Annotated in this window: 12 protein-coding genes; 7 read left to right on the top strand and 5 right to left on the bottom strand. The window is 46.7% G+C overall.

Annotated features, from left to right (window positions below; translation table 11 throughout):
- Positions 1–78 precede the first annotated feature (78 nt).
- Both AC6I2O_RS03480 and AC6I2O_RS03475 read right to left on the bottom strand, forming a co-directional pair.
- Positions 79–669: a 4Fe-4S binding protein gene (locus AC6I2O_RS03480; protein WP_497741813.1), complete on the bottom strand. Its 591-nt coding sequence runs from the start codon at positions 667–669 to the stop codon at positions 79–81.
- Positions 666–863: a 4Fe-4S binding protein gene (locus tag AC6I2O_RS03475; RefSeq protein ID WP_497741812.1), complete on the bottom strand. Its 198-nt coding sequence runs from the start codon at positions 861–863 to the stop codon at positions 666–668. The genes AC6I2O_RS03480 and AC6I2O_RS03475 overlap by 4 nt, the downstream gene beginning before the upstream one ends.
- 301 nt (positions 864–1,164) lie before the next feature.
- Here AC6I2O_RS03475 and AC6I2O_RS03470 point away from each other — a divergent pair, with 301 nt between their 5' ends.
- The 4 genes from AC6I2O_RS03470 to AC6I2O_RS03455 all read left to right on the top strand — a co-directional run bounded on the left by AC6I2O_RS03470 (position 1,165) and on the right by AC6I2O_RS03455 (position 4,686).
- On the top strand, positions 1,165–1,911 hold the full coding sequence (locus AC6I2O_RS03470; protein ID WP_497741811.1) for a TlpA family protein disulfide reductase: 747 nt from the start codon (positions 1,165–1,167) through the stop codon (positions 1,909–1,911).
- A complete protein-coding gene (locus AC6I2O_RS03465; RefSeq protein ID WP_497741810.1) occupies positions 1,908–2,699 on the top strand; it encodes a TatD family hydrolase in 792 nt (263 codons plus the stop codon). Before AC6I2O_RS03470 ends, AC6I2O_RS03465 begins: the two co-directional genes overlap by 4 nt.
- Before the next feature lie 89 nt (positions 2,700–2,788).
- Entirely contained in the window at positions 2,789–3,652 is an 864-nt protein-coding gene (rsmA, locus tag AC6I2O_RS03460) for a 16S rRNA (adenine(1518)-N(6)/adenine(1519)-N(6))-dimethyltransferase RsmA (RefSeq protein WP_497741809.1), read from the top strand.
- A gap of 92 nt (positions 3,653–3,744) precedes the next feature.
- On the top strand, positions 3,745–4,686 hold the full coding sequence (locus tag AC6I2O_RS03455) for an alpha/beta fold hydrolase (protein WP_497741807.1): 942 nt from the start codon (positions 3,745–3,747) through the stop codon (positions 4,684–4,686).
- Between the two features lie 81 nt (positions 4,687–4,767).
- Here the strand turns inward: AC6I2O_RS03455 and AC6I2O_RS03450 are convergent, their stop codons facing one another.
- The 3 genes from AC6I2O_RS03450 to AC6I2O_RS03440 all read right to left on the bottom strand — a co-directional run bounded on the left by AC6I2O_RS03450 (position 4,768) and on the right by AC6I2O_RS03440 (position 8,598).
- On the bottom strand, positions 4,768–6,966 hold the full coding sequence (locus tag AC6I2O_RS03450) for a beta-propeller domain-containing protein (RefSeq protein ID WP_497741806.1): 2,199 nt from the start codon (positions 6,964–6,966) through the stop codon (positions 4,768–4,770).
- A gap of 186 nt (positions 6,967–7,152) precedes the next feature.
- Entirely contained in the window at positions 7,153–7,662 is a 510-nt protein-coding gene (locus AC6I2O_RS03445; RefSeq protein ID WP_120392683.1) for an RNA polymerase sigma factor, read from the bottom strand.
- Positions 7,663–7,734: 72 nt separating this feature from the next.
- The gene (locus AC6I2O_RS03440; protein ID WP_120392684.1) at positions 7,735–8,598 is read right to left on the bottom strand and encodes a YitT family protein; all 864 of its coding nucleotides are present in this window, start codon (positions 8,596–8,598) and stop codon (positions 7,735–7,737) included.
- Positions 8,599–8,834: 236 nt separating this feature from the next.
- Here AC6I2O_RS03440 and asnS point away from each other — a divergent pair, with 236 nt between their 5' ends.
- The 3 genes from asnS to AC6I2O_RS03425 are packed head-to-tail and all read left to right on the top strand — an operon-like array spanning position 8,835 to position 12,042.
- Positions 8,835–10,223, top strand: coding sequence for an asparagine--tRNA ligase (gene asnS, locus AC6I2O_RS03435; protein ID WP_120392767.1), 1,389 nt, complete (start codon positions 8,835–8,837; stop codon positions 10,221–10,223).
- Positions 10,224–10,232: 9 nt separating this feature from the next.
- Positions 10,233–10,928, top strand: coding sequence for a VanR-ABDEGLN family response regulator transcription factor (gene vanR, locus AC6I2O_RS03430; protein WP_120392685.1), 696 nt, complete (start codon positions 10,233–10,235; stop codon positions 10,926–10,928).
- Positions 10,918–12,042, top strand: a complete 1,125-nt coding sequence (locus AC6I2O_RS03425) for a sensor histidine kinase (protein WP_120392686.1) — start codon at positions 10,918–10,920, stop codon at positions 12,040–12,042. Before vanR ends, AC6I2O_RS03425 begins: the two co-directional genes overlap by 11 nt.
- Positions 12,043–12,047: the final 5 nt, after the last annotated feature.

Below are 12,047 nucleotides of genomic sequence, written 5' to 3'. Positions count from 1 at the left end.
GTGTTTTCATAGGATCTTACAGAATTTCAGGGGCAGATTTCTGATAGTTAGAAATCTGCCCCTGGTTTTATCGGATTGCTATTTATCGGATGCGCCCCTGTTTTTTGCTTTGCATATAAGCTGTGTCATGGTTCCCATTGGACAGTACACGCACCAGGAACGTGGTTTGAATAAAACCATTGTGACAAATCCGAGTACAGTGGAAGTAAGCATTACACTGTAAAAGCCGAATGCAAACTGTGCAACACCGTCGGAGAAAAGCGTTCCATGATAGGCCCAGTGCCATGGAAGTTTAAACGTCCAAAGCAGGGTGACTGCCTTGCCTAGCGTTTTAGTTCCGGCAAATACCAGATAGGTGTTCCAAAGCATGAGAAAAAACATTACAAAAAAGAAGATTAAAAATCCATAGCGAAAATAGCTTGATTTCATCCATTTGGGGATATCCTTTTTACGGGAAAGCCCGAAGTTACCGCCAATCAGGGAAAAAAGCTGACCCCTGCCGCAATATTTGTTACAGTAAGCTTTGCTGCCGTTTGCGACTGCGATAATCAGCGGGATAAAGAAACAAAGCAATCCAAGCCAAGCAAAAAGGATATTGAAAAATCCAAGAATCAGATAAGTGAGTGAAACAACCCAGAGGTAATCGTACCATTTCTTTTTTCCTTTCATTCCTTTACCACCTCCATTGTGATAACACTTGCGGGACATTCTTTTGCACATTTTCCGCATCCGACGCACAGACTTTTGTTGATTTCGGCGTATGTACCTTTGTAGATTGAGATTGCGTTTTTGGGACAGACTTTTACGCAGCATCCGCAGGCAACGCATTCCTGAACGGTGACAATTGCGTTTCGTTTTGGCATGAGTGGACTCCTTTTAAAAATAATGATGATAAATTGCGAAAGGGGCTGACTTTGCTTTCGCAAGTTTGAATTTTTATTTAGTATACAGGAGAGCGGGGGGGTCGTCCGTGACAAAGTTACAGAAACGGTTGTTTTTTTGGGGTATTAATAATTTGAGAGAAGTAAGGGGAACGAGGGGGGATAAGAGGATTTCAATAGGGGGGAGGAAAAGAAATGGTTGACGTGGCGGTAAGTATCGGTCATAATTCAAATTAAGTAAATTGTGTATTTGAGTAGAGAAAAACGAAAGGAGATTATAGTTATGCATAAAAAAGGATTCATGGTGTTGGGATTAGCTTTGTGTGTGTTGCTTGGAGGGTGCTCGTCAGGAAATACGCAAAAGGAATCGAAGGAGACACAGAGCGAGGCACGTACGGAGAAGAAAACAGAGAAAGAGACAGAGCTGACCTCTGAAACAAATACCGAGATAGGGGCTGAAAAGCACGGGGAGACAGAAACGGAGATAAATTCTGAGAAGCATACAGAGACGGAACGTGAAACGGGTGCTGCGGGACAAACGGAAGCAGAAACGGTGTCACAGGAAGATACAGAGGTGTCTGATTTGTCGGATGGACTTTTTGGTGTTTTTGAGACTAAGACGCTGGATGGGGAGAAGGTTGACCAGAATATATTTGCGCAGGCAGATTTGAATATGGTGAATATTTGGGGGACATTCTGCGGTCCGTGTATTAATGAGATGCCGGAGCTTGGAGAGCTGGCGGAGGAATATGCTGAAAAAGGAGTGCGTCTGATTGGTATTATTTCAGATGTGAGAGAGCCGGGGAATGAGGCGGCTGAGAAAATTATCGAGACGACAGGAGCGGATTACACGCATTTGGTTATGTCTCAGAGTCTTAAGGTAAATTATCTTGATCAGGTGCAGGCAGTTCCGACGACGATTTTCCTGGACAGAGAAGGAAAGCAGGTTGGAGAGGTCTGTGTGGGAGCGCAATCAAAAAAGAATTGGAGCAAGCTGATCGATGAAATGCTGGAGGAGGTTGCGAAATGATTTTTGATACGCATGCGCACTATGACGATCAGGCCTTTGACGAAGACCGGGATGTCATACTGGGGCAGCTTGCGGCAAACAGAGTCGGTGCAGTGGTAAATGTAGGCGCGTCCCTGCGCGGCGTTCAGGCGAGCCAGGATCTGTCGGAGAAATATCCGTTTGTTTATGCTGCTGTTGGCGTGCATCCGGACGAGGTTGGTGCGCTGGATGAGCAGAAGCTTCTTTGGATGTATGATCTGTGCCGGAAACCGAAGACGGTGGCAGTGGGCGAGATCGGTTTGGATTATTACTGGGACAAGGAAACGCATGAATTTCAGAAAGAATGGTTTATCCGACAGCTTCAAATGGCGCGCGATGTCGGACTTCCGGTGAATATTCACAGCAGAGAGGCTACGGAGGATACGTTTCAGATTATGAAGCAGTACCATGCCGGGACGACGGGCGGCATCATCCACTGTTTTTCTTCGTCGGCATTTGTTGCGGCGGCTTATGTGGAGCTGGGATATTATATTGGAATCGGCGGTGTTGTGACGTTTAAAAATGCGAGAGTCATCAAAGAGGTTGTGGAGGCTGTTCCTTTGGAGCGCATTGTGCTGGAGACCGATTGTCCGTACCTTGCGCCGACGCCGCATCGCGGGAAGCGGAACTCTTCGCTTTATCTCGAATATGTGATTGAAGCGATTGCTGCGGTAAAGAAGATTACGCCGCAGGAGGTGGAAGAGGCCACCTGGAGAAATGCGCTGCGCGTCTATCCGAAGGCAGAGCGTGACATGAGACTGCAAAGCTGAAATAGCGAAGTGATGAGGCTTATACCAGAAAGACAGGAGCGCGGTTTTTAGAGCTGTTCTTTCTGACGACATAACGAATGGAGCAAAAAATGGAAAAGCTTTCAAATCCTCAGAAAACCATTGAGGTGATTCAAAAATACAGTTTTTATTTTCAGAAAAAATTCGGGCAGAATTTTCTGATTGACGCACATGTGCTGGACAAGATTATTGCGGCAGCGGAGATCACAAAGGATGATTTTGTGCTGGAAATCGGACCGGGCATCGGAACGATGACGCAGTATCTGGCAGAGGCGGCCCGCGAAGTGACAGCAGTGGAGATCGACCGAAATCTGATTCCCATCCTCCATGAGACGCTGGCGGAATATGATAATGTTACAATTTTAAATCAGGATGTACTGAAGACGGATATCGCAGCGATCGCGCGTGAAAAAAACGGAGGCAGGCCAATTAAAGTGGTGGCAAATCTTCCGTATTATATTACAACGCCAATCATCATGGGGCTTCTGGAAAGTCATGTGCCGGTGGATTGTATTGCGGTCATGGTACAAAAAGAGGTGGCGCAGCGGATGCAGGCAGGCCCTGGAACGAAGGATTATGGAGCACTTTCCCTTGCCGTTCAGTATTATGCGGAACCATATATTGCAGCCAACGTACCGCCGAACTGTTTTATCCCGCGTCCGAATGTCGGCAGTGCGGTAATCCGCCTGACTCGGTATCAGGAGCCTCCGGTGAAGGTAAAAGATGAAAAATTGCTGTTTGCCCTGATTCGCGCTTCCTTTAATCAGCGTCGGAAGACGCTCGTGAACGGACTGAAAAATTCGTCGGAGCTGCCGTATGGAAAAGAGGAATTATTATCTGCATTGGAAAAAGCAGGCTTGCCGGAAAATATAAGAGGCGAGGCGTTGACGCTGGAGCAATTTGCGCAGCTTGCAGATGCATTGATTCGGGAATAGATCCGTTCGCTTACTGACTGGCAGATAAAAAGATTAAAAGATAAAACGATTAAAATAGAAACGCAGTGCTCAAAACAGAAAGGAGTGATTGTATGATAAAAGAAGAACATTTTTATTTTCCTTCTGCGGAAGGAACCATGCAAATTCATGGTATGCGATGGGTTCCAGAAGGTGAGGTAAAAGCAGTATTTCAGATCACGCATGGAATGTCAGAGCATATTGAGCGTTACCGAGATTTTGCGATGTATCTGGCCGGGTTTGGCATTCTGGTAGTCGGACATGACCATCTGGGGCATGGAGGGTCTGTGCCTTCTGAAAAAGAGTTCGGATATTTTGCAAAGGAAAATGGAAATAAAATTCTCGTCAGTGATATTCACAGACTGGTGCGGATGACAAAGCGCGATTATAAAAAGCTTCCGTATATTCTGCTGGGACACAGCATGGGTTCCTTTCTTGCAAGACAGTATCTGTGTCAGCATGGCGGCGAGCTGGATGGAGCCATTATCTGCGGGACAGGTTATCACTCCTATGCGGAAGCTCGGCTGGGGATGCTGGTGGCAAAAAGCGAGGCGTTTCTGCACGGCTGGGAATACCGGAGCCGTCTGCTTTGGTGGATGACCTTTGGAAGCTTCAATGCAAAATTTAAGGATACGTGTACGGATTGTGATTGGCTGTGCCGGGATTACGCTGTGGTGGAGGCGTATATCCGTGATCCGCTTTGTGGCTTTGCATTTACCGTAAATGGTTATTATAATATGCTGAAAGGCATTTCTAAAATTGCGCGTCCGGAATATCTCGAGAGGATGCCGAAGGAGCTTCCGGTTCTGTTTATCGCAGGCGAGAGCGATCCGGTTGGGAATTTTGGCAAAGGCGTGCGCCGTGTGGAAAAGGAGTTCCGCAAAATTGGGATGCAGCATGTGGCATGTAAACTGTATCCAGAAGACCGGCATGAGCTGTTAAATGAGCTGGATAAAAAGACTGTATACAAGGATATTGTAAAGTGGCTGGAAGAGAGCGGGCTTTTACAGAATTAAAATAAGATAATTGCACAGGCTGTATAAAAATTTCCCATCCGGATGGATGGGAAATTTTGGTATCATTATTCTGTTTTATTGTTAGAACTGCAATACTCCTGTCTTTTCAAAATCTTTCTCCATATCGAAGGAGATCAAGAACGTATTTCCTGCCAGATAGAAGGCATCTTCAATGTAAAGACCGCGCATGGTATCATATTCTGCCTGTCCTGTCAGCATGTCGGAATAAAAATCATAGACCATTTCCTGGACGAAGCCTTTTTCTTCATCGTAGGAGAACAGGAGGTAGCGGTTGTCGCAGTAGAAACCGATCAGATTTTTTTCAGACTGCACGAGAATGGATTTGTAGTTCTCAATGGCCGGACACCAGGTAATGCCTGGGATTGTGAAACGGTTTACCTCTGTAACCTGTTTCGGATCGGAAATGTCAAACATGGACAGCTTTAAACCTGTGATCATTCCCGTGGCTTCATCTGCCTCGTAGCCGATACCAAGCAGGTGATTTTCTCCGTAAAAATGCAGGTAGGAGGAAAAACCGCTGACCTTCAGCTCGCCGAGTATCTGTGGATTTGCCGGATCGGACAGATCAACAGAAAACAGGGGATCTGTCTGGCGGAAGGTTACAAAGTAACCGATATCTCCGAAAAACCGGGCGGAACGGATTGTTTCGTTGTCAGCAAGTCCTTCAATCTTGCCGATTTGCTTTAACTGTTCGTCGAGGACGTACAGTGCATTGTGTTCTGTCCAGTTTTGTTCGTAGTATTGGCCGGTGATGCTGCTGGCAAGATCACGGACTGCGTTGGCATCATCTCCGGTGTACGTGGAGACAACGCGCAGGTTTCCATTATATTCATTCAGAGAGAAGGAATTGTTCAGGTATCCTTTTACAGAACCGGCAGCTACGCCGACGATCTGTCCGTCTGAATAATGGAATTTTGTGATCTGCGTATGCGGCTGTCCGGATTCATATTTTGTGTTCGTAATGTAAATGTTTTCTGCACTTACATAGTAATTGGAAGCTCCGGATACCAGGATCTTGCTGTCAGCAATTGCATCCGGCTGTGCCGTATTGACAGAGGAGATCACAAGATAAGCGCTGTCGGAGAGGTTTTCCGGAAGGAAGACATCACCTGCTGCAGCTTCTGTTCCGTTGATACGCGGCATAATCGTACTGTTTTCATACGTATCCTGAATGTCCGGATGATAGCTGGTGAATAAGTAAATATACGGACCATTTTTACGGGATGTTTCATAAAAACCATCCTGTGTGACAGTACCTGTCAGAACCGGAGTTTTCCGGTCAGCAATATCATAGGTCAGAAGTTTTGCCTGACGGTTTGCACTTGTATAATAAATATTTTCATTATTTTCAAGAGAAGTAATATACTCACTTAAAATAATGTAAAGCGTTTCCTTTTCCGCATCGAGATACATTTCCTGGATCGCACCCTCTGTCTGACTGCCAAGGTACGTAGTGCTGATGAACTGCGGTTCTTTTTTGTCGGCTTTGAGGATACTCAGAGACAGATCACGGCGAAGAATATAAATGTACTGTCCGTCTGTCTTGACGATATCTCCCTCATCTACGCTGAGTTCCTGCAGATTTGTAGTGGAAAAGTCGGCGCCTGCCTCGCCGCTCCCACCAGTGTCAGCTGTATCCATGGTTGCTGAGCGGGCCATTTCCATCTCCATCTGCATCGGTGCGGAATCTTCGACTATTTCACCGCGTATTAGATTAGTACCTTTTGAAGATATGCTGCCGTATCCGTCAGCGTCCATAGAATTCTGGCGAAACTGTTCATAGAGGGCAGTATAAATGGCCTGCGGATCGGAAGCGTACGTGAAAGACTCTTTGAACTGTGTTTTTGGTTTCTCTACATCCGGCGTACGCTCTGTCTGTGTAGAATCTTCGGACTGTACATGCCCAGTCTGGCCAGCTTTTTTTACAGTGTTTTCCTCTGTCTGGAAAATGACAGTGTCCTTCGGAGCAGCATCATGCTCGCTGCGTTTTGAGATACGCTGTGACTGCCACATAGCGGCCATGGCAAAGACGAAAACTGCGGCAATGCTCCCATAACGGGTCAGCGCACGATAACGGCGCTTCTTTTTATCAAACAAAACCGGCTCTGGGTATTCGTGTTCTGGTTGCTCGCCCTGATATTTTTCCTGTTTGGCGCGCTCCCGAAGCATTTGTTCTACGGCATCAGGAGCCAGTGAGGAAGGCGGCGTTACCTGCTGCGCATCCTCTTTGATTTTCTGTAACATATCTTTTTCGTTCATGGAAATCTCCTTTCCCTGCTAAATTATACCTACAATAGCTAATTACAAAACTTTTATCAAATCCAGAACCCTGAGCAACGATACAAAATAAGGGGTGACTTGTTTGCTTCGGAACCCCGTTTTTGTATCGTTGCTCAGGGTTCGTCCGCCTTCCAAAAAGTCTCGCAATATTCAAAATAAAAAAATTCAGACAAGCAGCTCCTCCATCTTTTTCAGCGCCCGGCTCTGCCTGGAACGCACAGTATTGGGATTCATCTGAAGCTGTTCGCCGATCTCCTGACTGGAATAGCCGGCAAAAATACTCATGGATATGATCAGCCGATCTTCTCTGGAAAGCACGCCAAGTGCACGCTGAATATCCGTCTGCTGGCAGATAGCCTCTTCTTTTTTACTTTCATCGCCCAAATCCTCATCCAGCTGCGCAGGGGCAGTGGTGTATTGGCGGATGCGCCGGTTGCACTTGGCGGTTAAAATACGGAAAATCCAGGATTTGAAAGCAGATGCCTCCCGAAGCATATGTATTCCGGAGAAAGCATCCAGCACCGTTTCACTTACTGCATCTTCAGCATCCTGTGCGTGGCGCAGCGTATAAAGTGCAAAGCGATATAAATCTGTGTAGACAGCTTCATACAGCCTGGAAAATGCATGCGCATCCCCGCCTTGCGCCAGGCGGATCAGCTCAGTCGTTGTATTCATGAGAATCTCCTTTCTCTGTGTTTATATACTAAGTGCAAAAAGATCCCTGAACTGTTGCAGGGATCTTAAAATTTATTCATTTTTTTCAATGAAACCTTCTCCGTATACTTCACGGGTCTCCGTCATCATGATAAATGCGTTCGGGTCAATTTCATGCACGGCATTTAAGATTGTATGGGTCTGTACCTTGGAACAGGCGCACAACAATACGTCGCGTTCCTGACGAGTGTAGGTGCCCATGGCGCGGATTGCCGTAGAGCCTCGGTCCGTAATTTCACTGATTTTTTCAGCGATCTCCAGGCCGTTGTCCGTAATGATGACAGCCAGTGCCCCGGCGGATGTGCCATACATGATTTTATCAATCGCGAGGGAGGTGATAAAAGTGGTAATTAATCCATACAGTACCGCGTCCACGTGTTGAAATACGGGCCATCCGAGCAGGATTACAAGCAGATCAAGAACCATCGTCACAGCGCCGAGCGAGAGATGCGGATGCAGGCGCTTGATCGTCATGATCAGAAAATCGGCGCCTCCGGAGGAAGTGCCGCGCATGTAAAACAGGCCAAGCCCGATACCGAGAAATACGCCAGAATATAAAGCCGCCATAAAAGGAGAACCAGTATAAGACGGAGTGTACGGGAATACAATATCCAGGAAAAAGGTGCAAAGCAGCATGGTTCGCGCGGATTTTCGAAGAAATTGTTTTCCTACAACCCGATAACTGATCAGGATAAGCGGAATATTCAGAATCAGGGATGTGATACCGATCGGAAACTTCCATAAATAATTGATAATCAGAGCCAGACCAGATACACCTCCGGGCGCAAAGTCAGCGGCCCGTGCAAAAGTATAGATGCCGATTGCATAGCAGATACTGCCAATGAGATCGAATAAAAAATCAAGAAGTAAGTTTTTTGTACTTTTTTTCAGGTTCATGGTCAAGTCTCCGTTTCTTAATTAAAAAGCCTGCATCATTTTTCCGTAACGCAGGGAATGATCTATCAGTTATCCTATCATAATTTCAGGAATTTTAAAAGCCATATGGCCTGTACATTTATGCCTTGCAGGAACGCAGGAAAAAAGGTATAATGTCCGGAAAGAGGGCTTTTAGGGCCGGGTTGCGGCAGGTGTATGCGGCAGCTTTGTACAAAAATAGAAGAGGAGCTTATATTATGGAGTTTACCACAGTCAGAGAATTATACCGCAACAGCGGCACTTACACAGATAAGGAAATTACAGTCGGAGGATGGGTGCGCAGCATCCGTGATTCTAAGACGTTCGGTTTTATCGTTCTGCACGACGGCACCTTTTTTGAGACGCTTCAGATTGTTTATTCAGACAGCCTTGCGAATTTTGTAGAGATTTCCAAATTGAATGTCGGCGCGGCGATTATTGTAAAAGGTACCCTGGTTGCGACCCCGGGTGCAAAGCAGCCGTTTGAAATTCAGGCGACAAGTGTGGAAGTAGAAGGCGCATCCACACCGGATTATCCGATGCAGAAGAAGCGCCATTCGATGGAATATCTGCGGACCGTTCCGCATCTTCGTCCGCGAACGAATACTTTCCAGGCCGTGTTCCGCGTGCGGTCCCTGATTGCCTATGCAATACACAAATTTTTCCAGGAACGCGACTTTGTTTACGTGCATGCGCCGCTGATTACAGCCAGCGACTGTGAAGGCGCAGGAGAGATGTTCCAGGTGACGACATTTGACCTGAACAATATTCCGAAGAATGATAAAGGGGAAGTTGATTTTGCACAGGACTTTTTCGGAAAGGCAACAAAGCTGACAGTCAGCGGTCAGCTTGACGTTGAGGCATTTGCGCAGGCTTTCCGCAACGTTTATACCTTTGGTCCGACGTTCCGTTCTGAGAATTCCAATACGGCGCGTCATGCGGCGGAGTTCTGGATGATTGAGCCGGAGATTGCGTTTGCAGATCTGAAAGATGATATGATTCTGGCGGAGGACATGATTAAATATGTGATTCGTTACGTGCTGGAGCATGCGCCGGAGGAGATGAATTTCTTCAATTCGTTTGTGGACAAGGGACTAATTGAGCGTCTGAACCATGTCCTCAACTCTGAGTTTGGCCATGTGACCTACACGGAAGCAGTTGAGATTCTTGAGAAGAACAATGACAAATTTGAGTACAAGGTATCCTGGGGCTGTGACCTCCAGACCGAGCACGAACGTTATCTGACCGAGCAGGTATTTAAAAAGCCGCTGTTTGTGACCGATTATCCGAAGGAGATCAAAGCGTTTTATATGAAGCTGAACGAGGACGGAAAGACCGTTGCAGCTATGGACTGTCTTGTTCCGGGCATTGGAGAGATTATTGGCGGAAGTCAGAGAGAGGACGATCTGGAAAAGCTTCAGACGCGTATTGAAGAGCTGGGTATGAACGCGGAGGATTACAAATACTATATGGATCTGCGGAAATACGGTTCCACGCACCATGCAGGATTCGGGCTTGGTTTTGAGCGCTGCGTGATGTACCTGACCGGAATGTCAAATATCCGCGACGTGCTCCCATATCCGCGTACCGTGGGCAACTGCGAGTAAAGGAGAAGTATGAGCAGCAAGATTTTAGTTCTGGACGATGAGAAGGAGATTGCAGACGTAATCGCACTCTATCTGCGTAACGATGGTTATGAGGTGGAGACAGCCTACAGCGGCCGGGAGGCGCTGGGACTGATTGAGAAGGGAGAGCCGGATCTGGCGCTTCTCGACGTGATGCTTCCTGATATCGACGGTTTTCGAATTCTTCAGAAGATCCGGGAAAAATACAGATTTCCGGTTATCATGCTGACTGCCAAAACAGAATATACGGATAAGATTGCCGGGCTGACACTGGGGGCGGATGATTACATTGCAAAGCCGTTTAATCCTCTGGAGCTTGTGGCGAGGGTCAAGGCTCAGCTCCGTCGTTACACAAAGTACAACGAAAACAACAAGCAGCAGGGCAATCTCATTGATTTTGCCGGGCTTTTGATGAATCGTGATACACATGAGTGTACCTACAACGAACGGGAGCTGGTATTGACGCCAATTGAGTTTGATATTTTGTGGCTTCTGTGTGAAAACCGTGGCAAGGTGATTAGCTCCGAGCAGCTGTTTGAACAGATCTGGAAGGAAAAATATTTCAAAAACAGCAATAATACCGTGATGGTTCATATCCGTCATCTTCGCGAAAAGATGGGGGATGGCAGAAGGAAAAGTGATTTTATCAAAACCGTCTGGGGAGTAGGATATAAGGTTGAAAAATAATTATGGAAAGTTAAAACGAACAATACTGATCCGCTCACTTCTGATTTCCGTTTTGGTAGCGGCAATCGGATACGGCATCCTGACATTTCTGGTGGACGGAGTTTTTCAGGACAGCTTCGCACGGTTTGTCATGGCTATTTTTACGAGATTTGGCATTGAGCAATGGAAGGCAGTAGAGTATTACAACCGTATATTTGTCTACAACAAATCCATTTTTGTGGTGGGAAGTCTGGGGATTTTGTTCCTGTTTTATTTTTATGTTTCCGTGGGACGTCTGACGAAGTATCTGAACGATATCAGCGGTGCCCTGGAAAAGACGCTGAACCCTTCAGATGAGCCAATTATTCTGGTGCCTGAGCTGGAGCCGATGGCTGAGACGCTTTCCACACTCAAAATGAAGCTGAAATGCCGCGAGAGGGAAGCCGCGGAGAGTGAGCAGCGCAAAAATGAGCTGGTCGTTTATCTTGCACATGACCTTAAGACGCCATTGACCTCTGTGATTGCCTATTTGACGATGCTCGATGAGCAGTCGGATATGCCGCAGGAAGACCGGGCAAAGTACACGCATATCACGCTGGAAAAGGCGATACGGCTGGAAGAGCTGATCAGTGAGTTTTTTGATATTACGAGATTTAATTTGCAGAATATTGTTCTGGACAAAGAACGGCTGAATCTTTCGATTTTGCTGGAACAGCTGGCGGACGAGAGCTATGGAATGTTGAGCGAGAAGAACATGGTCTGTGCCGTGGATGTGGAAGAGAAGCTGATGTTCCAGGGAGATCCGGATAAGCTTGCGCGTGTGTTTGACAATCTTCTGCGCAATGCCGCTGCGTATGGCTATGAAGGAACGCAGATTCTGATTCAGGCCAGAGGAGGCAACGATTATATTACGATTATTTTTACGAATGAAGGGCCGCAGATTCCGCAGAAAAAGCTGGAAATGATTTTTGAAAAGTTTTATCGGATTGATGATGCCAGATCAAGCCGGACCGGAGGCGCCGGATTGGGACTTGCGATTGCAAAGCAGATCGTGGAGCTCCATGGCGGAACCATTTCTGCGACAAGCGACAGCCGGAATACACGTTTTATTGTAAGCTTTCCGGTTCAGGAATAGTAAGG

The sequence above is a fragment of the Blautia sp. St.27G3 genome (assembly GCF_059728505.1).
This window is presented reverse-complemented; position numbering and strand designations above follow the sequence as displayed.

What these genes read in the sequence shown, in the direction of transcription:
- AC6I2O_RS03475 (WP_497741812.1), bottom strand. Translation starts at nt 863, where the DNA reads ATGCCAAAACGAAACGCAATTGTCACCGTTCAGGAATGCGTTGCCTGC.
- asnS (WP_120392767.1), top strand. Translation starts at nt 8,835, where the DNA reads ATGGAGTTTACCACAGTCAGAGAATTATACCGCAACAGCGGCACTTAC.
- rsmA (WP_497741809.1), top strand. Translation starts at nt 2,789, where the DNA reads ATGGAAAAGCTTTCAAATCCTCAGAAAACCATTGAGGTGATTCAAAAA.
- AC6I2O_RS03445 (WP_120392683.1), bottom strand. Translation starts at nt 7,662, where the DNA reads ATGAATACAACGACTGAGCTGATCCGCCTGGCGCAAGGCGGGGATGCG.
- AC6I2O_RS03470 (WP_497741811.1), top strand. Translation starts at nt 1,165, where the DNA reads ATGCATAAAAAAGGATTCATGGTGTTGGGATTAGCTTTGTGTGTGTTG.
- AC6I2O_RS03465 (WP_497741810.1), top strand. Translation starts at nt 1,908, where the DNA reads ATGATTTTTGATACGCATGCGCACTATGACGATCAGGCCTTTGACGAA.
- AC6I2O_RS03450 (WP_497741806.1), bottom strand. Translation starts at nt 6,966, where the DNA reads ATGAACGAAAAAGATATGTTACAGAAAATCAAAGAGGATGCGCAGCAG.
- AC6I2O_RS03440 (WP_120392684.1), bottom strand. Translation starts at nt 8,598, where the DNA reads ATGAACCTGAAAAAAAGTACAAAAAACTTACTTCTTGATTTTTTATTC.
- AC6I2O_RS03455 (WP_497741807.1), top strand. Translation starts at nt 3,745, where the DNA reads ATGATAAAAGAAGAACATTTTTATTTTCCTTCTGCGGAAGGAACCATG.
- AC6I2O_RS03480 (WP_497741813.1), bottom strand. Translation starts at nt 669, where the DNA reads ATGAAAGGAAAAAAGAAATGGTACGATTACCTCTGGGTTGTTTCACTC.
- vanR (WP_120392685.1), top strand. Translation starts at nt 10,233, where the DNA reads ATGAGCAGCAAGATTTTAGTTCTGGACGATGAGAAGGAGATTGCAGAC.